At 65.4% G+C, this 22,786-nt stretch carries 18 protein-coding genes; all 18 read right to left on the bottom strand.

Annotated features, from left to right (window positions below; all coding sequences use genetic code 11):
• Positions 1 to 181 precede the first annotated feature (181 nt).
• The 18 genes from C1717_RS05855 to C1717_RS05940 all read right to left on the bottom strand — a co-directional run bounded on the left by C1717_RS05855 (position 182) and on the right by C1717_RS05940 (position 22,786).
• Positions 182 to 1,342 (bottom strand): cell division protein FtsQ/DivIB, encoded by a 1,161-nt coding sequence (locus C1717_RS05855; RefSeq protein WP_245859511.1) that lies wholly within the window; start codon positions 1,340 to 1,342, stop codon positions 182 to 184.
• A gap of 313 nt (positions 1,343 to 1,655) precedes the next feature.
• Positions 1,656 to 2,567 (bottom strand): UDP-N-acetylmuramate dehydrogenase, encoded by a 912-nt coding sequence (gene murB / locus C1717_RS05860; protein WP_102372248.1) that lies wholly within the window; start codon positions 2,565 to 2,567, stop codon positions 1,656 to 1,658.
• Positions 2,568 to 2,574: 7 nt separating this feature from the next.
• A complete protein-coding gene (gene murC / locus C1717_RS05865) occupies positions 2,575 to 3,996 on the bottom strand; it encodes a UDP-N-acetylmuramate--L-alanine ligase (protein WP_180965855.1) in 1,422 nt (473 codons plus the stop codon).
• Positions 3,997 to 4,104: 108 nt separating this feature from the next.
• On the bottom strand, positions 4,105 to 5,229 hold the full coding sequence (murG, locus tag C1717_RS05870) for an undecaprenyldiphospho-muramoylpentapeptide beta-N-acetylglucosaminyltransferase (RefSeq protein ID WP_102372249.1): 1,125 nt from the start codon (positions 5,227 to 5,229) through the stop codon (positions 4,105 to 4,107).
• Positions 5,219 to 6,970, bottom strand: coding sequence for an FtsW/RodA/SpoVE family cell cycle protein (locus C1717_RS05875; RefSeq protein WP_102372250.1), 1,752 nt, complete (start codon positions 6,968 to 6,970; stop codon positions 5,219 to 5,221). Before C1717_RS05875 ends, murG begins: the two co-directional genes overlap by 11 nt.
• Positions 6,963 to 8,387, bottom strand: a complete 1,425-nt coding sequence (gene murD / locus C1717_RS05880; RefSeq protein WP_102372251.1) for a UDP-N-acetylmuramoyl-L-alanine--D-glutamate ligase — start codon at positions 8,385 to 8,387, stop codon at positions 6,963 to 6,965. Before murD ends, C1717_RS05875 begins: the two co-directional genes overlap by 8 nt.
• Positions 8,388 to 8,396: 9 nt before the next feature.
• Positions 8,397 to 9,428, bottom strand: a complete 1,032-nt coding sequence (gene mraY, locus C1717_RS05885; protein WP_102372252.1) for a phospho-N-acetylmuramoyl-pentapeptide-transferase — start codon at positions 9,426 to 9,428, stop codon at positions 8,397 to 8,399.
• Entirely contained in the window at positions 9,429 to 10,877 is a 1,449-nt protein-coding gene (locus tag C1717_RS05890) for a UDP-N-acetylmuramoyl-tripeptide--D-alanyl-D-alanine ligase (protein ID WP_102372342.1), read from the bottom strand. It abuts the gene before it with no gap.
• A 192-nt stretch (positions 10,878 to 11,069) separates the two neighbouring features.
• A complete protein-coding gene (locus C1717_RS05895) occupies positions 11,070 to 12,929 on the bottom strand; it encodes a peptidoglycan D,D-transpeptidase FtsI family protein (RefSeq protein ID WP_342745800.1) in 1,860 nt (619 codons plus the stop codon).
• Positions 12,930 to 13,066: 137 nt separating this feature from the next.
• A complete protein-coding gene (locus C1717_RS05900; protein ID WP_102372253.1) occupies positions 13,067 to 13,582 on the bottom strand; it encodes a cell division protein FtsL in 516 nt (171 codons plus the stop codon).
• Positions 13,583 to 13,669: 87 nt separating this feature from the next.
• Positions 13,670 to 14,659: a 16S rRNA (cytosine(1402)-N(4))-methyltransferase RsmH gene (rsmH, locus tag C1717_RS05905; protein ID WP_102372254.1), complete on the bottom strand. Its 990-nt coding sequence runs from the start codon at positions 14,657 to 14,659 to the stop codon at positions 13,670 to 13,672.
• A gap of 21 nt (positions 14,660 to 14,680) precedes the next feature.
• Positions 14,681 to 15,115 (bottom strand): division/cell wall cluster transcriptional repressor MraZ, encoded by a 435-nt coding sequence (locus C1717_RS05910; RefSeq protein WP_102372255.1) that lies wholly within the window; start codon positions 15,113 to 15,115, stop codon positions 14,681 to 14,683.
• Positions 15,116 to 15,884: 769 nt separating this feature from the next.
• Positions 15,885 to 16,874 (bottom strand): site-specific tyrosine recombinase, encoded by a 990-nt coding sequence (locus C1717_RS05915; RefSeq protein ID WP_102372256.1) that lies wholly within the window; start codon positions 16,872 to 16,874, stop codon positions 15,885 to 15,887.
• Between the two features lie 5 nt (positions 16,875 to 16,879).
• Positions 16,880 to 18,541, bottom strand: coding sequence for a CTP synthase (locus C1717_RS05920; protein ID WP_102372257.1), 1,662 nt, complete (start codon positions 18,539 to 18,541; stop codon positions 16,880 to 16,882).
• Between the two features lie 548 nt (positions 18,542 to 19,089).
• On the bottom strand, positions 19,090 to 19,773 hold the full coding sequence (locus tag C1717_RS05925; protein ID WP_102372258.1) for an ABC transporter ATP-binding protein: 684 nt from the start codon (positions 19,771 to 19,773) through the stop codon (positions 19,090 to 19,092).
• Positions 19,754 to 20,806, bottom strand: coding sequence for an ATP-binding cassette domain-containing protein (locus C1717_RS05930; protein WP_245859513.1), 1,053 nt, complete (start codon positions 20,804 to 20,806; stop codon positions 19,754 to 19,756). The genes C1717_RS05925 and C1717_RS05930 overlap by 20 nt, the downstream gene beginning before the upstream one ends.
• Positions 20,806 to 21,792 carry an ABC transporter permease gene (locus C1717_RS05935; RefSeq protein WP_102372259.1) on the bottom strand — a complete coding sequence of 329 codons (987 nt, stop codon included), beginning with the start codon at positions 21,790 to 21,792 and terminating at the stop codon, positions 20,806 to 20,808. The genes C1717_RS05930 and C1717_RS05935 overlap by 1 nt, the downstream gene beginning before the upstream one ends.
• Complete coding sequence (locus C1717_RS05940) at positions 21,782 to 22,786, bottom strand: ABC transporter permease (protein ID WP_245859515.1); 1,005 nt, start codon at positions 22,784 to 22,786, stop codon at positions 21,782 to 21,784. Before C1717_RS05940 ends, C1717_RS05935 begins: the two co-directional genes overlap by 11 nt.

A 22,786-nucleotide genomic window follows, 5' to 3' on the forward strand; every position in this document is an offset into this window, starting at 1 on the left:
CCGGAATCGGTGCGGATCTATTTCCAACGTTAACCTTCAAGTTTACGTTAAACTTCGAGGTAAACCGGCCTATGTTTGCACAAAACGCAGGTTAAAGTCAACCTGCATAACCCCGAATTATGGATTTCGCAGGAGATGCGCAGGTCAAGGGCGCAACCGTTCACCGGAACCACGTGGACCCCTATGCCTGCCTGAAGGTGTATTGGTCGGGCGTGCTCACGTTGATGTAGACGACCCCTTGCTCCTGCTCGAGCAGACGCGTCACGATCCGCTCCTTGGTGGAGATGTCAGTCGGCTCCCCCAGCGAAACCTCGATTCCGGAGGTCAATATCGCAGAGATCGCCTCGACCGACCCGAGCGACATCTCGCGCACCTGGGAGCGGAACTCGGCGGAGAACCCGTTCACGTACTCAAGGCCCGCGAGGAGCACCTCGGAGGTCACCTCGGCACCAGAAGACGGCTCGATATCCGCGGCAACATCCGCGAAGAGCACGGCCCCATCTTGCTGCGCGAGCGCTACCGCCGCATCCAAACCGGTGAGGAGCTGACTGCCTTCGGGAACTGCGGGCGCTGTAGACGCGGAGGCGTCAGCTGAGGCATCTGCTGCGTCGGCGTCCGCCGTGCCGGCGTCCTCGCTCCCGTCACCGGCTGCTCCGTCCGCATCGGCACCAGACCCGTCTGCCGATGCATCCCCCTGGGCGCTGGCGTCTGGTTGCGCGCCTGCATCGGCCTGGGCCAGCGAGGAGGTGGACTCGACGTTGCCCTCGGCGTCCATGATGACGGAGAGCGAGATGGGCGCTATCCACGTGCCCTCGGCGCTTATGCTCCAGGCCACGTCGCTCGAGGCGATGAAGGCGATGGCAGCGACCTCGTGCTCGGTGGGCGTGATGACCAAGGTGTGCGGGAACTGGCGCTCGATGGTCGCCCCGGAAACCCAGGGATTCTGGCTGAGCGCCTCCTCGATGGCTCCCGTATCGACGTTCATGAGGGTCGCGCCATCAGGCACGTTGACGAGCTGCTCTGCCGTCTGCTGGGTCACGTGCTCGCTGCCGTTCACCACGACATCGGTGATCGCGAAGATCGGCGAGTTGGCCACCACGATGCCCAGCACCGCGACGGCGATGAGCGCTGCCGCGGCGATGCCGGCGACTCGCCCGGCAAACGCTGGAAGCTTGATCGCCGGAATATGCGGCAACGGAATGCGAGGCAGCGACCACGGCCGCTTACCGCCTGCCGCACCGGGCCGGCTCGTTGCGCGCCCTGGCGTAGCACCGGCGCGCTGGACGGGAGGTACGAGCTTGCGCTTGCCACCTACAGACTTGTCCTGCGGGCGCCTTGCCATGGTGGGTGTATGCCCCTTGCCCCCGTGCGCAGAGGACGGAGCACCTCCGCTGGCGGCAGAACGTCTAGCAGGCACGCTCTTAGGTTGGAGCGCCGATGCGGACCGGCTGGCCGGCTTCTTCTTTGGCTGGAGCGTAGATGCGGGCCGACTGGCCGGCTTCTTCGCCGGCTTTGCCGACACCGCGGCCCTCGCGGGCTTTCTGGGCTGCAAGGAGGGCGCCTGACGCGAGGTCTTCTTCTTGGGCTGAGCCGGGGCGGACCGTCGGGCAGAGGACGCCTGGCCGCTTGCGCGGCGGAAGGTTGGTTTGGAGGCGTTAGAAGCCGAGGAACTTGACTTCCGGTTGAAGCTCGACGCCATACTCCTCCTGAACCTTCTCGTATACGTGCCTGATTACGCCTGCCACATCGGCTGCGGTCGCGCTACCCGTGTTCACGATAAAGTTACCGTGCACGGGCGAGATCTCCGCCCCGCCGATCGAAAAACCCTTCAATCCACAGTCTTCGACCATCTTTCCCACACTTCCATCCGGTGGGTTGCGGAACACCGACCCGCAGCATGCGACCCCGATGGGCTGGGTATGCCGCCGCCGCGAGAGATAGCGCTCCATCTTCGCACGGATATCGAGCTTGGCGGCGGGCTCGAGCTCGAGGGTGCACTCCAAGACGATCTCGTCGCGCGGGAGCGTGCAGGTACGGTACCCCCAGACGATATCGCCCCCGGCGTAATGGCGAAACCCCGTGCCCGGCTTGAAGGTGATGACCTCTTTTACGAGCGAGCCGATCCACTCGGTGCGCGTACCGGCATCCATCGATATGGCGCCGCCCACGGTACCGGGAATCCCCACGGCGAACTCGAGGCCCGAGAGCCCCTTAGCGTACGCCTCGTTCACCAGACGCATGAGCACCGCGCCCGCGCCGACGGTGAGGGTGCGCCCGTCGTCACCGAGAACCGAGCGGCCGAACTCGTTGCCGAGGGTCACCACGGCGCCGCGGTAGCCCTCATCGGCGACGAGCAGGTTGGACCCGCGCCCGATGACGACCCACGGCACCCGCTCGCGGGTAAGCACATCGATGGTCCGACGAAGCGCGTGATAGCTATGGCAGGTCACGAAGAGGTCGGCTGGGCCGCCGATGCGATAGGTCGTATGGCGTGCGAGGCGCTCATGCTCGGAGACATCGGTATCGACCGCCCCCGAGAGCGCCATGACGGCGTTGAAGAGCCCCATCAGACCCTCACGCCTCCTGCTGGGATGCCATGTACTCGATGAACTCGGGGCCAGCGGTCGTCACATCGCCGGCGCCCATGGTGATGAACAGGTCACCCGGCTTGACCACCTCGGAGAGGACCTCGGGCAGCTTCATGCGATCGTCGACGTAGACGACCTCTTTGCCCGGATGGCGCTTGCGCACCAGGTCGGCGAGCATGCGACTCGTCACGCCCGGGATGGGCATCTCGCCAGCGGAGAACACATCGATGAGCACGAGGCGGTCCGCCTTCTCGAAGGCATCGGCGAAGTCGTCGGCGAACGCCTCGAGACGCGAGTAGCGATGCGGCTGGAACACCACGTCGACGCTCGGGTAGCCGAGCTGCGAGGCGGCCTCGAGCGTCGCTTTGATCTCGGTGGGATGGTGGCCGTAGTCGTCCACGACGGTGATGCCCGCCACATCGCCAACATGGGTGAAGCGGCGACGCACGCCGGCAAAGCCGGAGAGGGCTTCTGCTGCGGCAGCGGTGTCGAGCTCGAGCACCCACGAGACGGTGAGCGAAGCGGTGGCGTTGAGCAGGTTATGGATGCCCGGATTCGCCTTGATGGTGATATGGCGCTCCTCCCCATCGGGAAAGCGCACCGTGCACCCGCCAGCGAGGCCCGTCGTGTGCGCGTCGGGGATGCAGCGCACGTCGGCGTCATCTCCGGTACCGTAGGTCACCACGTGCCGCCCGGTACCGCGCGCCAGCTCTGCCAAGCGCGGGCTCTCGGCGCAGGCGATGACGGTGCCCTCGTCGCCGACAAGGCTCATGAACTCAGCAAAGGTGCTCTCGATCTCATCGAGCGACGAATAGTGGTCGAGGTGGTCCGCCTCGATGTTGGTGACCACGACCACATCCGGGTCGAGGTAGAGGAACGACTTGTCGGACTCGTCGGCCTCGGCAACGAAGTACGGGCCCGAGCCGTTGCGGCCGTTCGTGTCGTAGCCCTCTACGATGCCGCCGATAAGGAAGCTCGGGTCGAGCCCCATGCGGTCGAGCATAGTTGCGCACATGGATGAGGTCGTGGTCTTGCCGTGGGTACCGGCGACCGCGACGGTGGTGTAGCCATGGCCCAGCTCGGAGAGCATCTTGGCGCGCGGCCAAACCGGGATCTGGAGCTCACGCGCGCGCACGAGCTCGGGGTTGGTTTCGGGGATGGCGGTCGACACCACCACGACGTCGGGACGAACCGCATCGATGGTCGCGGCGTCGTGCCCGATATGGATATCCACGCCGGCACGGATGAGCTGACGGATGTAGCGCGACTTCTTGAGGTCGGAGCCGCTCACCGCGTAGCCGCGCTCATGAAGCACGAGCGCGATGCCGCTCATGCCAGCACCCCCTACGCCGATAAAATGCACACGCATCGATTCGGGCGAGTTCAAGGTCGACTCGGTCTTAGCCATACCAGCTTGCTCCTTTATCAGGGGATAGGGGCCGACGAGCAGCCCTCCTTATCAAACGCATTAGTTTACTTCAAATCGCATCGCTTGTGGCGGGCGGCCCGAGAAGCGCTAAACGAGTCCCTCGAGCGCATCGGCGAGCTTCTGGGCGGCACGCGCCTGCTCGAGTCCGCGCGCCGCCGCGCGCATGGCATCGCGGCGGGCATCGTCGCGCAAAAGCGCCAAGAGCTCATCGGCGAAGGCGTCGTCGTCGATGCGCGCATCCGGGAACATGACGGCTGCGCCAGCATCAACCAGGAGGTGGGCGTTGGTGGTCTGGTGGTCCGCCGTGGCGTGCGGGTAGGGCACGAGAACCGCCGGGACCGCGAGGGCCGCGATCTCGGCGATGGAGGAGGCTCCGGCACGCGAGAGCACCAGATCGGCTGCCGCGAGCACATCGCCCATGTTGTCGATATAGGGCCGCACGACATAACGCTCGGCCTCGGCGGGCGTGAGCGCGAGGGCGCGCACGGTGGCCTCGTAGTCATCGGCCCCGGTGGAATGCAGCACGCGCACCCCGTCGATAGCCAGAAGATCGCGCTTGAGCGAGGTCATCCGCTCGTTGAGGTGGTGGGCGCCAAGCGACCCGCCAAAGGTGACGAGCAGCGTCTCGTCATCGCCTGCGCCGAGGGCGTCGCGGCCGCGGGAGCGCTCGCCTGCGAGCACCGAACGGCGCACGGGGTTGCCGGTGAACACGATGCGCCCGCTCGCCGCCCCTCGCTGCTCGAACACCTCGGCAACGCTGGGCTGGGCGATCGCGATGAGCGAGGCGCCTCTGGCGGACTGCTTGTTGGCGAGGCCGGGTACGGAGTTCTGCTCGTGCAGGGCGTATGGAATCCCCAGGTGCGCAGCCGCGCGCACCAGCGGGAGCTCCACATAGGCGCCGAACCCGATCGCGACGTCCGGTTTAAGCGCCTCGTCATCCTCGAACAGGCGGGTGAGCCGCTTCGCCTCGCGCGAGAGGCGCCACAGCGCGCTCACGAGGGTCCAGGGACGCTCGCGGTCGAAGCCGGTCACCTCGATGGGCTGGAAATCAAAGCCCGCCTTGGGTACCAACGTGCCCTCGAGCCGGCGCGTCTCGCCAAAGAACGTTACGTGGTGCCCGCGCTCGCGCAGCTCCTCGGCAAGCGCGAGAGCAGGGTTCACATGGCCCGCCGTGCCTCCGGCGGCGATGGCGATGTTCATGCTAGCGGTCATGGCGGTCCCTCCTGTGATCGCGACCACGGCTACCGCGGCCGCGGTATGTGCCGCCTTCATCATAGCGCGTGCGCACCCCGCGCGACCGCAGGCGATCGGCGGGGCCGCCGCCCAGGTCGACGCGCTCGTATGATCCGCGCCTGCTGGAATCCGCACGCGATGCGGCTCGTCCGCGTGAGGTGGAGCCGTGTCCGCGAGCAGACGTGCCTGCACCCTTGCGCCCGCGGGCCGCAGAGCCGCCGGAGGCGCTGGAGCCTCCCCGGCTTCCGTTGCCCCCGGAGATTCCCCCGCCCGCGCCGGGGCCGCCTTCAACGACGGTGAAGCCGCTCCGTCGCGCAGACGAGCGGACGCGCGGCATGCCGGCGGTGCTGCCCTCGATGGTCGAAGACGCGCCCGCGACGTCCGCCTCCTCATCTCCCAGTGCCCCCTCGCGCACGACCTCGAACGCTGCGCGGCGAGCATCATGGGAGGTGAGCGGGTTGCTCTCTATCGAGACGCGCAGGATGAGCCCTGCAAGGATGAGCGTGGCCATGACCGACGAGCCGCCGTAGGAGATGAACGGCAGCGTCTTGCCCGACATGGGTATGGCGCCCAGGATGCCCAGGATATTCAGAAGCGCCTGCGCCATGATCATGAAGGCGGAACCATATGCGATGACCCTACCCTGCACCGTAGGCGACTGCGAGGCGATCTTGAACGCCGCGTAGATCAACATAAGGTAGACCGCGAAGAAGATGAGCGTGCCCACGAAACCCAGCTCCTCGCCGATGATGGCGAGGATGTAGTCGTTATGCGCCTCAGGCAGGTAGTTGTACTTCATCGTGGAGTTGCCGATCCCCCTGCCGAACAGGCCGCCCGATGCAAAGGCCATGATGGCGAGCGTGGCCTGGTAGCCATCGCCATAAGGATCGAGCCATGGGTCGCTCACCGTGAAGAGGCGTGCCGAGCGGTATTCCGAGCTCAAGACAAAGACGGCAGCCACGAGAATGCCACAGACGAGAAGGAATACCGTCAGCGGATACGAGAGACCCGCGAAGTAGCACATGGCGAAGATCGAGCCCGCGATGATCATGCAGGTGCCCATGTCCGGCTCGAAGATGATGGCGATAAACGGCAGCGCGGCGCACCCGATGATCTGCGCCACGAAGACCGCGGTGCTGAGCGAACCCTCCTCGTAGTACTCATGCAGGATCTTCGCCGCCGTGAGGATGACAACCGCCTTCGCGAACTCGGAAGGCTGGAACTGGAAGCCGAAGATGACGATCCAGCGCGTGGCACCGCCCACGTGCACGCCAACCGCCAGGACGGCGAAGAGCAGCACGACGAAGCCCAACCAGATGCCCCACATGATGCCGGAGCGCATGAAATCGAGCGACACGCGCGACGCGGCGAGCATGAACGCGCCGCCCATCAGCATGAAGACGAACTGCCTGCCCAGGTAATACGTTGAACTTCCCGTCTCCTTGAGCGCCTCGACCGAAGATGCCGAGTAGACCATGAGGAGGCCGAAGGCGAGGAGCGCCACCAAGCAGCTGAGGAAGACGAGCCGGGGGCGCATGATGCGCGCTGGAACGCCGGCGATAAGCTTCTCTCCCAAGGCGGAGTGCTCCCCCGCCCCGCGCTTGCGCGTTCCGCGGGTGCGCCCGGCCCGCTCGCGAGCGGGCCCCCTCTCACGGGCGGAGTCCTTCTCTTCTGCCGTATCGGGAGCCTGGCCCCCTCCGGTGCGCTTGGAATCAGCCATGCAGGCCCCTAGCGCCCGAAGCGCTCGCCGGCGCGAGGGCGCGCACGAGCTCCTTGAAGCGCCGCCCGCGCTCCTCGAAGCCGGAGAACTCGTCGAACGAGGCGCATGCCGGCGAGAGCAGGACCACATCGCCGGAGACGGCGAACGTGCGGGCAACCCGCACGGCATCCGCGAGGTCGGCAGCCTGGGCGAGCACGAGCTCGCCGGTGTTCGCAGCGGGACGGAAGGCATCGCTGAAGCGCTCCTGCGCATCGCCGAAGCACACCACGGCCTTGACGGTCGAGGCCGCAACGCGGCGCGCGAACGCCTCGAGCGGAGTCCCCTTGTCGGAGCCGCCTAGCAGAAGAACCACGTCATCCTTGGTAAAGGCGGTGAGCGCCTTCTCTACGGCGTCCGTGTTGGTGGCTTTGGAATCGTTCACGTAGCGCACGCCGTCCACGGTCGCGACCGGTTCGATGCGATGCTCGAGCGGCGCGAAGGAACGGAGGCCGGCAGCGACCCGCGCGGGATCGGCGCCCACCCAAAGCGCCGCGGCGGAGGCGGCGAGCGCGTTGGTCACGTTATGGTCGCCCGCGATACCGAGCTCGCCCACGGGCACGAGCGCGTGCTCCGCGCCGGCAAGGCGCACGGTGAGCATCCCATCGCGCACGAAGGCCGCATGCTCGGCGCCGGTATCCTCAAGCGCCAGCTCGAGAACGGCGGCACCGGAACCGCCCGCCTCGGGCGCCGAAGCCGCGGCCTCGGGGTCGTCCATGGAGATCACCGCGAGGTCACCTGTGCCGAGGTTGGCGAAGATGCGGCGCTTTGCCGCCGCGTACGCCTCATGCGTTCGGTGCCAGGCCAGATGGTCCTCGGTGATATTGAGCAGCACGGCAACGCGCGGATGCAGCTCGCGCGTGGTGGCCAGCTGGTAGCTCGAGAGCTCGGCGGCGAACCATGAACCCTCCGCACGGGCATCGACCGCGGCGATGGGCGCGGTACCGATGTTTCCCACGGGCACGCAAGCCATGCCGGCGCCGTTGAGGAGGTGGTTCACGAGCGACGTCGTGGTGGTTTTGCCGTTGGTCCCCGTGACGGCGATCCAGCGCTCTGGAGAGAGCCGCCAGGCGAACTCGGGCTCGCCCATGATCTCGCCGGCATGCGCTGCGGCGGAGGCGAAGAAGGGCGAGAACTCGGAGATGCCCGGGCTCGACACGCAGACATCGTAGGAGCCCTCGACCTCCTCGGTCGCGAAGACGAACTTCGCGCCCGCGGCGGCAAGCTCGCGCGAGGCATCGGTCTCGCCGGAGCTCGCGCCCCCGTACACCGTGACCGAGCGCACGCGCTCACCCAGATGGGCGCAGGCCCACCGAGCGATGGAAAGACCGGTTCCGCCCATGCCGAGCACGAGCAGGCTAAATGTTTGAGGCAGAGGCATCGCGGTCACTTATCCCAGCTGGAACGACAGGGCGAGGCCCAAGGCGCCAAAGGCAGCCGCCACGATCCAGAAGCGGATGACCACCTTCGTCTCGGCCCAGCCCATCTTCTCGAAATGATGGTGGATGGGCGCCATGAGGAAGACGCGCTTGCCCGTGGCTTTGAAGCTCACAACTTGGATCATAACCGAGAGCGCCTCGATGATGAACAGACCGCCCACGATGAGCGAGACCACTTCGGTGTCGGTCATGATCGCCATGCAGGCGAAGCCCGCACCGAGCGCGAGCGAGCCCGTGTCGCCCATGAAGATGCTCGCCGGATAGCAGTTGAACCAAAGGAACCCAAGACAGGCCCCCGCGCAGGCGGCGGAGAAGATGGCGAGATTCGCATCGCCCGTGAGGAACGCGAATGCGGCCATGATGAGCATGGCGATCATCGAGGTGCCGCCGGCAAGACCATCCAAGCCATCGGTAAGGTTCACCGCATTGGAGAGGCCGGCGATGAGCAACCACGTGAACACCACGTAGAGCCACGGGATGCTGAACTCGCTTCCGCCCAAATCGACCACGGTGCTGAGGACGCCCAGGTCGATCGCGAGCCCGCCCGGGAAGCGCACCTGGGGCTCGACGCCGCAAAGGTTGACCGCGAGCAGGCAGAACGTCACGCAGATAAGGGTCAGGCCGATCATCTTGGCGTGCGGCGTGAGGCCGAGCGAGCGCCCGTGCGTGACCGAGGTCGCGTCATCGATGAGGCCGAGCAGGCCGGTAGCGAGCGTCGCGCCGAGCACCAGGGCTATCTCGGTAGTGAAACGAGCCATGAGGATGGTCGTCACCACCACGGCGACCAGGATCACCACGCCTCCCATGGTGGGCGTTCCCTGCTTGACGAGATGCCGCTCGGGACCATCGGCGCGAACCTGCTGGCCGATGCCCTCGAACTTAAGCAGCCGAATCCACAGCGGCATGAGCGCCATGGCAACCAGAGCAGCGATGCCGAGCGCGAGAAATGCCTGGTAGGTGGGATATGCGGGGTTGCCGAACATTTAGCATACCTCCTCGACGAAGCGGTCGAGACCAACGAAGCGCGAACCTTTGACGAGCACCGTATCATCCGGGCCAAGATCGTCCCCGATGAGGCGGACCACCTCTTCCGCCGTGGCGGCGGAGAGCGTCACGTCCTCGTCCATGCCCATGAGGCGCGCGGCGGCGAGCATCTCGGCGGCGCCGTCTGTGCCCACGCAGACCATGAGGTCGAGCTTCTTCGCAGCGGCATAGGCGCCCACCAGGCCATGCAGGCGCTCGGACTCATCGCCCAGCTCGCCCATCTCGCCCAGCACGGCGATGCGCCGACCGCGGGTGGGCAGCGTGCAGAGCAGGTCGAGCGCAGCAGCGGTGGATTCGGGGCTGGCGTTGTACGAGTCATCGATGATGCGGGCGCCCGAGGCGGCATGGCGAACCTCCTGACGGCGGCCCGTGATCTGGAGCGCGCGGAACGCGTGGTCGATCTCGGCGGCGGTCACGCCCAGCCGCGACGCGACCGCGGCGGCGAGCACCGCGTTCGACACGGACTGGCGGCCCGTGATGGCAAGCTCGGTGCGAGCATGCGAGCCGTCCTCGAGCGTCAAGGTGAAGCTCGGGCAGCCATCGTCGCCCAGCTCGATGGCAGTCGCGCTCACCGCATCGGACTCCTCGAGCCCCGCGCAGAGCACCTCGACGCCCGCCGGGCGCGCGAAGGTATCCGCGATGAAGGGGGTGAAGGGATCCTCGCCGGTGAGCACCAGAAGCGGGGCGGCGCCGGGCCTGCCGGCCTCGGCACCAACGGGTACGGGCACCATGCCATCCACGATCTCCGCCTTGGCGCGCGCGATGTTCTCACGGCTACCGAGCATGCCGATATGCGAGGTGCCGATCTTGGTGATGACGGCAAGCGACGGCTCCGCGCAACGCGTGAGCCGCTCGATCTCGCCGCGGGAGTTCATGCCCATCTCGAGCACGAGCACCTGCGTATCGCGCGGAGCCGAGAGGATGGTGAGCGGCATACCGATGAGGTTGTTGAAGTTGCCCCCCGTCACATGCACGCGGAAGCGCTGGCGCAGCACGCCGGCGAGAACGTCCTTCGTAGTGGTTTTGCCAATCGAGCCGGTGATGCCCACCACGGTGCAACCGAGGATGCGCCTCCATCTATGGGCGAGCGAGAGCAAGAATTCCTCGGCATCGTCAAGGGCAAACACCGCGCAGCCGCGCTCATGCGCGAGGTCGAGCAGCTCCTTGGATGGCTCGCGGGTGAGCGCCACGGCCGCGGCACCCGCCTCGATAGCCGAAGCGGCGAAGTCGTTTCCGTCGACCCGCTCGCCAGGGAATGCCACGAACAGGTCGCCTGCAGCAGCTTCGCGCGAATCGATGATGCAGCGCGTGCAAGCGCTCCCGGGATCACCCGCGAGCAGGCGCGCACCGGTTGCCTCTTGGATATCCTTGACAGCAAGCTCCACGATGCCGTCCCCCTCACCGATACGGGGCCGAAGGCCTTCGGCCCCCTGTTCGTCTCTCCGCCCCGCGTCGTCGCAGGGCATGCTTGCGGCACCGGCCATCCGATACCAGCAGGTTATTGTAACGTAGGCTCCGCGGGCTGACGCGTTCGGCGCCCAATCGCACAAGGTGTGCAACTGGGGGTAGCACCACTTGGCCTAGCGCGTGGGATCAACTCCCAGAATCGAGAGCGTCTGAGCCATGACGGCAGCGAAGGGCGGCGCCGCCTGGCCGCCGCCGGAACCCGCGGTGCCGTCGAGCGTCACGTATACGAGCGCCTTGGGATCGCTCGCCGGCGCGAAGCCCATGAAGGACGCCATGAAGTTGTTCTCCTGGTAGCCGCCCTCCTCGCTCGCGCGCTCCGCCGTACCGGTCTTGCCTGCCACATCGTAGCCCGCCACCTGGCCGCCTGAGCCGGTGCCCTCGTCCACGACGGTCACCATCATCGAGGTCACGGCTTCGGCCGCCTCGGCGCTGATGGTCTCGGTGTCGCCGTCGCTCCAGTCGACCTCCTCGCCATGGTGCGACTTGAGGAAGTGCGGTGTATGGGCCACCCCGCCCGAGGCGATGCTCGCGACAGCGCGCGCCACCTCGATGGGCGACACGGCGATGCCCTGGCCAAACGACATCGAGCCAAGCGTCGAACCGTCGTACTCGCTGCGTTCGCGCACGATACCGGTCGATTCACCCGGGAAGTCGATGCCCGATTTGTGCCCGATGCCGTAGGTGTCGAGGTACTCGGCAAAGGCGTCCGCCCCGATCTGCTCGCCCAGAAGGACCATGCCCGTGTTCGACGAGCGACGCATGATCTCGCGGACCGTCATAGTCATGCCGTAGTCGCGCTCGTCGACATCGGTGACCCAGTCGTCGCCCACCTTGACCCGGGCAGGAACATCGAAGGTCGACTCGGTCGTGAAGGTGCCCATATCGATGCCCATGCCGGTTACCAGCGCCTTGAAGACCGAGCCGGGCTCGTAGGCGTCGGTCACGGCTCGCAGGTTCATGTCGGCGGCCGCGGTGTTGGCCAGATCGGTCTGGTCATAGGTAGGGTTGGAGCAAGCGGCGAATATCTCGCCGGTCTGAGGGTCCATCACCAGGATCGACCCGTAGTTGGCTCCCGAGGACTCCACCGCCTCCGCCAAAGCTTTCTCGGCAGCGGACTGGATGTTCACGTCGAGGGTGAGCACCAGATCCTCGCCGTCCTGGGCCGGCACCCGCTCGTAGGCGCCGCCGGCGATGTAGGATCCGTCGCGGGCGCGCTCGCGCACCAGCGAGCCGTTCACGCCCTGGAGCTTGTCCTCGTAGTAGCTCTCCAATCCGGAGACGCCCTCGTTGTCGATATTCACCACGCCGATGACCTGCGACGCAAGGTTGCCGTACGGGTAGATGCGCTTCATGGTCTGCTCGTACTCGATGCCCTTGATGTTGCGCTCGGCAAGCGCATCGGCGATCTCCTGGTCGACCTGGCGCTTGATGTAGGCGAAGGTGGTATCGCGCCCCACCTTCTCTCGGCACGTCTCCTCGTCGACGCCGAGCAGCTCCACGAGCGCTGCCACCGCCTCGTCCTCGTCCTCGATGAGCTGCGGGTTGACGTAGACGTTCTGGCACTCCACGCTCGAGGTGATCACGTTGCCGTTGCGATCGTAGATGGTGCCGCGCTTGGCGAAGAGCGTCTGCGGGATGGCGCGGCGCTCGTCCGCTCGCCGGCGATACTCGTCGACGTTGACGATCTGGTAGTCCACGAGCTTGGACACGCCCCAAGCGACTCCAAAGCCAAAAAGCCCCATGACGAAGTTGCGGCGCGGGATGCGCTCGCGATCGAGATCACTATGGAGGAGATCGACTTGGGAGCCACCCGCGCGCGGAGGCCTGGGCGGCCTGCCGGAGCCGGATCCGCCGGCGCCGCCTTGGCCCTCCCTCTGGCGACGGGAGGACGCACCGCGTGCTCTCGCGCTGCCCGTGCGGTCCACGCGGCTCGAGCGGCCTGCCCGGCCATCACGGCCGGATCCGCTCGGCATGGAAGAGCGCCCGGAGCTGCTGCGCCCCGTGCGGGCGCCGCCCCGAGAACTCGAACCGCGGCGGCTCGAGGACGAACCGCCGCGGGAATCATATCCATATCGGTCTGCTGTCATGAAAGCCTGATTCGATCGGTAGCCTACTGGGCATCGGCGGGCGCAGGATCCGCCGCATCCGCTGCTGCCGCATCGCCCTCAGCCGCGCTGGCGGAGGCGCCATCTCCCTCGGAGAGGTCGAGCGTGATCGAGCCCTCGGGCTCGACCATGCCGAGCGTGCCCGTCGCGAGGTCGCGGATGCGCGTGTCGGAGCCGTAGACCGAGTTCATGACCTCGAGATTCGAGCTCTCATCGCGCGCCGCCTCCAACGAGGACGATACCTCGGCATTTGCATTGAGGTATGCGGCGGTGACGCTAGCGATGGTAACACGGGCGACGCCGATGGCGAAGAAGAGCGCCACGAGCACGCAGAATACCTTCACGACATGAGTGAAGACGGGGCTTACCAGCTGGTTGGCCTCGCGGCCTTCGCCGGTGTAGACATCGAGGTGCGGACGGCCCGCGGGAACGCGCGCCGGCTGGGGCGCCGTCGAGCGGACCCGCTCGGGAGCGGCCGCGCCGTCGTAGACATAGGCGAGATTGGAATCATAGCGCGCCATATTGCTCGGCCTCCCATCCCTGTTCAATCAAGCTGCGGTTACAGTACGTTTCTAGTTCGATACGGGTGGGATCTGTGAAGAACATCGTCACGAGCTGGGGCGGATGCCCTCCAATCGCTCGGCAACGCGGATCTTCGCCGACCTCGCCCGCGGGTTGCGCTCCACCTCTTCGGCGGAAGCAACGAGCGGCTTGCGGGTGATGACCTTGAGTACCGGCACGTGCCCGCACACGCACACCGGAATCTCCGGTGGGCAGGTGCAGCCCTGGCTTTGCTCCTGGAAGAGGCGCTTTACGATGCGGTCTTCAAGCGAGTGGTACGAGATGACGCAGATGCGCCCACCCGGGTTGAGCCACCGCACCGCCGCCTCGAGGCCGCGCTCGAGCACGTCGAGCTCGTGGTTCACCTCGATGCGGATAGCCTGGAAGCTCTTGCGCGCGGGATGGTGACCAGCACGCCTGCGCGCCGCGGCCGGAATGGCCGCCTTGATGGCTTCTACGAGCTCACCGGTGGTCTCGATGGGATGGCTCGCCCTGCGACGCACGATCTCGCGCGCGATCTGGGAGGCGAACTTCTCCTCACCGTAGATGCTGAGGATCCGGGCCAGGTCGGCTTCGTTGTAGGTGTTGATGACCTGAGCTGCGTTTAAGGGGTTGTTCCCCGGATCCATCCGCATATCGAGCGGGGCGTCCTCGTGATACGAGAAGCCCCTTCCTGGGATATCAAGCTGCGGGCTCGAGACGCCCAGATCGAAGAGGATGCCGTCTACGCCGGGCACCTCCGCCTGGCAGAGCAGCTCGTCAAGATCCCCGAAGTTGCCTTTGAGGAGCTTATGCGGCATGCCCGGTGCCTCGTGGCCGAGGCGCTCGGTAGCCGCATCGAGCGCCATGTCATCCTGATCGATCCCGATCAGCAGGCCGTCCTCGCCGATCGCGCGGGCCATCTCCACCGAGTGGCCGGCGCCGCCGAGCGTGCAATCGCACACGACGGACCCGCTCTCCAGTTGAAGCGCTGCAAGCACCTCCTGGAGCATGACAGGTTCATGCCGATATTCTGGTGTCAACGTTCCCGTTGCCATGCACGCACCCTCCCAGGACCGTTAGTTGAAGAAATCCGCGAGCGCGCTCTTCATGGAGGCCTTGCGGGCCTCGTGCGTCGCGCGATCCCAGATCACCAGGCGGTCGTCGTTACCCACGACGGTCACCTCGCGATCGAGATGGGCTTCTTCCCGGACCGACTCGGGAAGGCTGATACGGGCGGCGGAGTCTATTTCAAGTGTGGTTGCCGCGCCGTTCAGAGCCTCCTTGACCATGCGGTGCTGCTCATTGGTGGGGCAGTAGCCCCCCTTTGACTCGAACACCGACATGAGCCAGTCCTTGAACGTGTCCTCGGTGAACACGTACACAGCGTCGATCTCCCTCTCGGGAGCGGCGAGGACGCGCACCTGGTCCCCAAGCTGCTTACGGAATGCAGGCGGCAGAGACAGACGACCCTTCGCATCGAGATTGCGATCGTAGGTACCTGTCAGATACACCGCTGCACCCCCTTAGGCTTACTCGTGGGCAGATGCGGGAGCCACCCCGCCGTCGACGCTTACCATGATATGGGTTGGCTCTCCTTTTCGCAACACTTTCTCCCACCATCTCCCCCAACGGTATCTCCTCGTCCCCCAACTCGCCTTGCGTCGACCGCGAGTTACCCCAAGGTCAACACAAGATGTTGTGTTGCATGCTTCAACGGGCCCCCACCAATCGATGGAGGTCCGTGAACCCTAACCCTCAAGTTCTACTTGAACCGATTTTTTAGTCTGAACAGTGGAAATGTGTCGAAACAGAGAACCCGCAGGTGCGCCGCGCTGGATGTCTATCTTGCTGGATCTCGATGGTCGTCTATTCGAAACGTCCATCAAGCCGGACCTCGACAGCCTGCCGCTCGAAACGTCCATCTAGCCGGACCTCAACAGCCTGCCGCTCGAAACGTCCATCTAGCCGGACCTCGATGATCGGACGAGTTGCTCGAGGATGTCGAGATCCTGCCAGATAGTCAAAATGGGCTCATAAAACATACGAAAGTGTCCATCCAGCGGCATCTCGATTTCTGCAGAGCCATCGAGATGCACGAAAAATGACAGATTGGCCCTGGATGCGATCGGGCCGTTTAGAAATAAAGGGAGCGCGGACGGAATAAAGGGCTCTCGGATGGTACAAAAGGCACGCGGGCGGTAAAAAAGGCACTCGGGCGGTAAAAAGGGCACTCGGGTGGTACAAAAGGGCACTCGGGTGGCACAAAAGGCACGCGGGCGGTCATGCGCGAGGATGCGACGCGAGGTAGACCTCGCGCAGCTGCGTGCGGTCGAGGTGCGTATAAACCTGCGTGGTCGAGATGTCCGCGTGGCCCAAGATCTCCTGGAGCACGCGAAGGTCGGCGCCGCCGGCAAGCATATGGGTCGCGAACGAATGGCGCAGTGTGTGGGGATGCAGCCCTTCGAGGCCAACGGCGCGGCCGTAGCGCTCGCAGAGCGCATGAACCGACTGGCGTGAGAGACGCCTGCCGTTCTTGTTGAGGAAGACCGCCGAGGTCCCGCGCCCTGTACGGTCGTGGAGCGCCAACCCGCCGCGTGCTCCGTCGAGATAGCGCTCGAGCGCGCGGCGGGCACTACCCAGAATCGGCACGAGCCGCTCTTTGGAGCCCTTACCGACCACGCGCATGAACTCCTCTTCGAGATAGAGGTCGCGCAGATCGAGTCCGGTCAGCTCGCTCACGCGCAGCCCGCACCCGTAGAGCACCTCGAGAATGGCGCGATCGCGCTCACCGGCAGCGTTATCCGGAAACGGCTGCTCCAATAGGGCGCGCGCCTCGTCGATTGTGAGGTAGTCGGGCAGGTGCTCCTCTTTCTTGGGAAGCCTCAAAGCTGCGGTGGGATGGACCTGGGTGATGCCCTCGCGCAACATGAAAGCGTGAAGCCCTTTCAGAGCGGAGAGGGAGCGCTCCACCGAAGCATCCGCATAACCGGCATCACGGCGGACGGCGACGAATTCGTCGATGTCCGCACGAGAGACCTCATCGGGATCTGAGATGCCGCGCTCGGCAAGAAAGCCGATGTAGGCAGCGAGGTCGCGACGGTACCCCTCGATGGTGTTGCGGGCAAGATTCCTCTCGACGGAGAGAAAAGCCAGGTACTCCCCCACCGCGCGCTCGAGCTGGCTCGGAACGGAGGCGGCACAGCGGTCGGTGCCGGCAAGCCGAGCAGCACGATGATGCTGCTCGGCATGTGCAAAGTCGGAAGCCGCCATGAAGTCTACTGCTCAGCCGAGTTCTTAGACGTCACCTGCAGGCGCTCGACGCCCTCGTGCCGGCCGATGGCCGCGCGGGTGAACTCGCGGAAGAGCGGCGCGGGGTTGGTGGGACGGCTCTTGAACTCGGGGTGCGCCTGCGTAGCCACGAACCAAGGATGCATAGACGCCGGCAGCTCTACCATCTCGACGAGCGACTCATCAGGCGAAAGACCCGAAATCACGAGGCCGGCGCGCTCCAACTCGTCGCGATAAGCATTGTTGAACTCGAAACGATGGCGATGGCGCTCGTAGACGAGCTCCTCGCCATAGGCCTCACGCGCAAGCGTGCCCTCAGCGAGCTTGCAGGGGTAAGCACCGAGTCGCATGGTACCGCCCTTGTCGGTCACATCCTCCTGTTCGCTCATGAGACCGATGACCGGATGCGCGCATTCAGGCTCGAACTCGGTGGAATTGGCGTCGGCAAGCCCCGCCACGTGGCGCGCGAACTCGCAAACCGCGACCTGCATACCCAAGCACAGGCCGAGATACGGGATCTTGTTCTCGCGCGCGAAACGCGCAGCGCAGATCTTTCCCTCAAGGCCGCGAACGCCAAAGCCTCCCGGAACCACGATGCCAGCCGCCCCGCCGAGCACCTCGTCGCATGCATCCCAGGTGAGCGCCTCGCCATCGACGAGCTCGACGTCGATGTGACGGTCGAACGCGATGCCGGCATGCCGAATCGCCTCGATGACCGACAGATACGCATCGGGCAGCTGGGTGTACTTGCCCACCACGGCAACCTTGACTGCGTCCGCATGATGGTTGGCGTGGTCCTTCTTCTCGAGGAAGCGGTACCAATCGGCCATGTCGCGCTCGTGGGGATCAAGCCCCAGGCGCTCGCAGACGCGCAGGTCGAAGTCCTGATCAGCGAGCATGAGCGGCACGTCGTAGATGCTCGCGCAGTCTTCGTTCGTGAAGACGCAATCGACGTCCACGTCGCAGAAGCTCGCGATCTTAGCGCGGATGGCGTCGTCGATCTCGTGGTCGGAGCGCAGCACGATGATGTCCGGCTGGATGCCAAAGCTACGGAGCTCCTTCACCGAGTGCTGCGTGGGCTTGGTCTTTACCTCGTGCGCGGCGGCGATGTAGGGCACGAGCGAGACGTGGATGAAGCAGACGTTCTCCGCACCTGCGTCTTTGCGGTACTGGCGGATCGCCTCGAGGAATGCCTGGCTCTCGATGTCACCGATCGTGCCGCCGAGCTCGGTGATCACCACGTCGGAACCCGTCTGCTCCTCGATGCGACGGAACTTGTCCTTGATGGCGTTCGTCACATGCGGAATAACCTGCACGGTACCGCCCAGGAAGTCGCCGCGGCGCTCGCGCGCGATGAGGTTCTTGTAAATCGCACCTGTTGTGAAGTTGGAGTCGCGCGTGAGGTTCTCATCGATGAAGCGCTCGTAATGACCAAGGTCGAGGTCGCTCTCGTATCCGTCCTCCGTAACGAAAACCTCACCATGCTGGAACGGGCTCATGGTGCCGGGGTCAACGTTGAGATACGGATCGGCTTTCTGCATGGTCACCTTGTAACCACGGCTCTTGAGCAGCCTGCCCAGAGACGCCGCCGTGATGCCTTTGCCGAGCGATGACACGACACCGCCGGTTACGAAGATATGCTTGGTCATTATGTTGTACCTGCGCTTCCCGTATCAGAACCTATGGTCTCTACGGGCCTTCATGGTATCACTCATCTTGCGTGGCGTCGCGTTCGCGATTCCCGATTTCATGTAACAGAAACGTTCTGCGACGGCACGCGCGGCGCCATGAGACGCCATGCCTAGGATATGCACCCTATGAGCGCGCCGCACGCCCCCAAACGCACCCGCCGCCATGCCGCGCGCGTGGCGGCGGGTGCACATGGTAGGCACGGAGCGCATCGAGCGCTTTCATGCAACCAAGCCACATCCAAACCGCGGCCAAACGCTCCGGCAACGCGCCCAAAGGGCGGTTCGATTGTCGTTCGAGCCTCTTGGCGGTGGTTGATCCCGGAACTGCTCGGTACAACCATGATTATTATTAATAAAATCGCAGGTAACCGCTTCGTAGGACGAAGGTCTACTTCATCATCCGGTAAAAGACCACCGCCAAGAAGCTCGAACGAGCAAAAGCCATCTGAGGACCGCAGCAGCGAAGGAAGATCTTGCGCAAGGAAGCGTGGTAGAGGCCAGCAGCGCTACGCGAGCGGCGCGATGCGGGTGGCCAGGCGCCGCACCAGCGCGGGACTATGCGACACGATGACGAGACCCATTGCGCGCCTATCAGCAATCTCGAGCACTTCGCGCCAGAGCGCGGCCTGGGTAACGGCGTCGAGCATGGCCGTCATCTCGTCGCAGACGAGGTAGCGCGGTTGGGCGAGCAGGGCGCGCACGAGGCAGAGCCTCATGAGCTCGCCGCCCGAGAGCTCGTGCGGAAAGCGGCCAAGCCACGCCTCGCGCACTCCGAAACGTTCAAGCAGGCCCGACGCGCGAAGCTGCTCGAGCGCCCGATCGTTGCGGCCTCGCTTCGCCTGCGTCGTTCCGTCGGAAAAGAGAAGCCCCTCGGTGACGCTCCTCCCCAGCCGCACCAACGGGTCGAAGGCCTGTTCCGGATGCTGCCGGATGAGCTGCACCGGACGCGGGCCAGCAGGTACACGACGCAGCAGGCCGCGACGATTCAAAACAGGCGCGCCGTCGACCAGCACCTCTCCGGCCTGAGGGCGCAAATAGCCGGCGAGAAGTTGACAGAGCGTGGTCTTACCCGTTCCCGAGGGTGCCTGCAGAGCAACCCGCTCATTGGGATCGACCGAGAGCGAGAAGTCTTTTAGAATCTCATGGCCATCTTGATAGGAGAACGAAACGTTATCGGCGACAAGGCTCATTTTCCGTACCTCCCCCGCGGGAATCGGAGCGTGCTGCGCTGATTGGGCCGAGCACGCCTCCAGCCGGTGCGGCGTCGGCTGAGCAGGGGGCATCGCCCCGAGGCGCGCAACCGTCCGCGTCAGCAGCGAAATCGTGTTCAGGCATCGCATGCCAAAGTGCACGGGAAAACGGATGACGCAGCTTCTCAGGATCATTGAAGCTCGCACACGAGGTCTCCTCGACCACGGTGCCGTCCTTGAACACGGCAACGCGGTCCGCAACGGAAAGAGCCAGCTCGAGGTCATGCGTGATAAGCAAAACGCCACCCCCCGAGCTCGCGAACGCCCGGAGGTCGTCGAGCGCGCGAATCGCAAGCTCCAGGTCGAGGCCCGGCGTGGGCTCATCCGCGACGATGAGTCTCGGCTCGTCGATGAGCGCGCACATGAGCAGCACGCGACGCGCCATGCCGCCCGAAAGCTCGTGGGGATACAGCCGCTCAACCTCGGGTTTCAATCCATATCGTTCAAAGAGCCGACGCATGCGCTCCACGCGCTCGCGCCGACGGGAACCGGTCGCGGCTCCCACCACCTGATCGCCCACCCGCATCAGAGGGTCGAGGTGCGTCACGCTCTGCGGAACAAGCGAGACGCCGCGCCCCCGCAAGCGCGCAAGGTCGGCAGACGAGCAGCGCTCGCCGTCGAACCAGATCGATCCCTCCACGCGAGCATTGGGCTCAAAGAGACCCAGAATCGAATCGGCGAGCAGCGTCTTTCCCGAACCGCTCGCCCCCACCACGGCAAGCACCTCCCCTTCGTGAACCGAGACGGAAAGGTCTCGGATCACCGGCACCACGACTTTGCGGGCAGCGAAATAGCTCGCCGCGGGATCGTACATGGAAAAGCTCACGCTGAGGTGCTCGACGGCAAGCAGGTGGTGCCCGCCATGATGATGCGAGCCATCCGCGTGGGTGTGGTGATGATGGGCCTCGTCGTCCACATGGGCATGACGATGGCGGAGCTCGTAGTCCCCGCGGGTATCCATCATGCTTGTCATCACGCCTGCACCCCCTCGGGATTGGAAAGGCGCCTCAAGAGCGCGCCGGCGCGATCGAAGAGCAGAACGCATGCGAGCAGCGCCAGCCCCGGGAACACCGCGAGCCACCATGCACCCGAGGTCAGGTACGACATCGCCTCGGAAAGGATGACGCCGATCGCGGGCTGCTCGGGCGAGAGGCCGAAACCCAGGAAGGTGATGGAGGCCTCGTGCAGGACGGCGTGAGGGAACAGAAGCACAAGCCCCACCAGATACTGCGGCAGCACGTGGGGGACGAGGTGCGTGGCGACCAACCGGACGCGCGAGATGCCGAGCGCCGTCGAGCACGCGAAAAACGGCTGCGCGCGAACCTGCAGGATCTCGCCGCGAAGGACGCGCGCCAGGCTCGGCCAATGCGTGACCGCGATGCCCACGAGCACGCCGACCGTCCCCCGGCCGAGCGCATAGCTGATGAGGATGAGGAGCACCAGGTGCGGGATTCCCATCACGAGGTCGATGAGCCACTCCACTGCCGCGTCGACGCGCGGGCCCCCGAGGGCAGCTGCAGCAGCGAGCGCAAGCGCGATGGCAGAGGATGCGCCCGCCGCGAGGAGCCCGACCCCGATCGAGGTCGAAAGGCCTGCGAGCGTGCGCGCGAGCATGTCGCGCCCCATCCAATCCGTGCCGAAGGGATGCGCCGGGCAGGGCGCCAGGTTGCGCGCGGCAAAATCAACGACCGAGGCCTGCCCCGCGGAGCATGCTCCTGCGACCGCAACCGCGGCGAGCACGCAGATGACCGCAACCAGCATCACCAGCAGCGCGCGCCTACCGCTCAGGCGCCCTTCGGCAGCCGGGATGTGGAGCGCCGTCGGGGCCTGCTCGCCCACATGTCGAGAGGTTTGAGGGGCATCAAAGGTATCGGAACCTTGGGAGGGGAACTCGGACCGGCAGCGCTCTGACCGGAGGCCCCCATGCGCGCGGGAGCGCGGCGGGGCGTCATTCGACATGGGCCACCTCCCCGCGCAGACGCGGATCGACCAACCCGTACAAGACGTTCGCGAGCGTGTTACCGGCAAAGACGAGCGCAGCCGACGCTAGCGCGATACCCACCAGCAGCGGAGCATCCCCGCCAAGGCCCGCCGTCACCGCGGCCTGCCCCAGGCCGGGATACGAGAACACCTGCTCCACCAAGATGGAACCGCCAAAGATCTCGCTGATCTGCGCGCATTGGAGCGTCAGCGCCGGGATGATGAGGTTGCGCAACCCGTGCCGTAGCACGATCGAGCGGGCCCCCTCCCCGCGCGCCCGAGCAAGCCGGACGTAGTCCGTCGCCATGACGTCGAGCGTCTTCTCGCGCGTATGCAGCGCCACGTTCGCGATGCCGGTAAGGGACAGCACGAGCGCCGGCAGCACGATATGGTGCAGCCGCACCCAGATGGAAACCTCTCCCGTCGAGCCGATGGGAACCGAAAACCCCAAGGGGAACCACCCAAGATACACCGAGAAGATCATGAGGGCCACGAGTGCCAGCCAGAACGTGGGCGTTGCCGACAGCACATAGCAGTAGCCGCGCACCATGCGGTCGAGCACGCTCCCCGAACGCACGCCCGCGACGACGCCGAGCGTCGTGCCGACCACGCCGGCGATGAGCCAGCTCGCAGCGAGCAGCGCCACCGAGCTCGCAAAGCGCTCTGCCACCACGGTGACAACCGGTTCGTTGTAGCGCAGGCTCTCGCCGAAATCACCGCGTACGGCGTCACCCAACCAGGCAGCGTAGCGCTCAAGCACCGGCGTGTCGGCATCCCAACGCTCCGCGAGCTGCTCGCGGCGGTCGGGAGACATCGTGGTATAGGCCACCTGTCCCACATTCGCCTGGACGGGATCGATGGGCGAGTTGCCCACGAGCCAAAACGTCACGAAGCTCACCGCCAGCATGAGCAGAACGAACCTGCAAGCGAGCTGCGCGCAGAATGGCAGGCGCCGTGCCGCATCTCTTGCCAA

This window comes from Enorma phocaeensis (genome assembly GCF_900186505.1).
Lineage (GTDB): Bacteria > Actinomycetota > Coriobacteriia > Coriobacteriales > Coriobacteriaceae > Enorma > Enorma phocaeensis.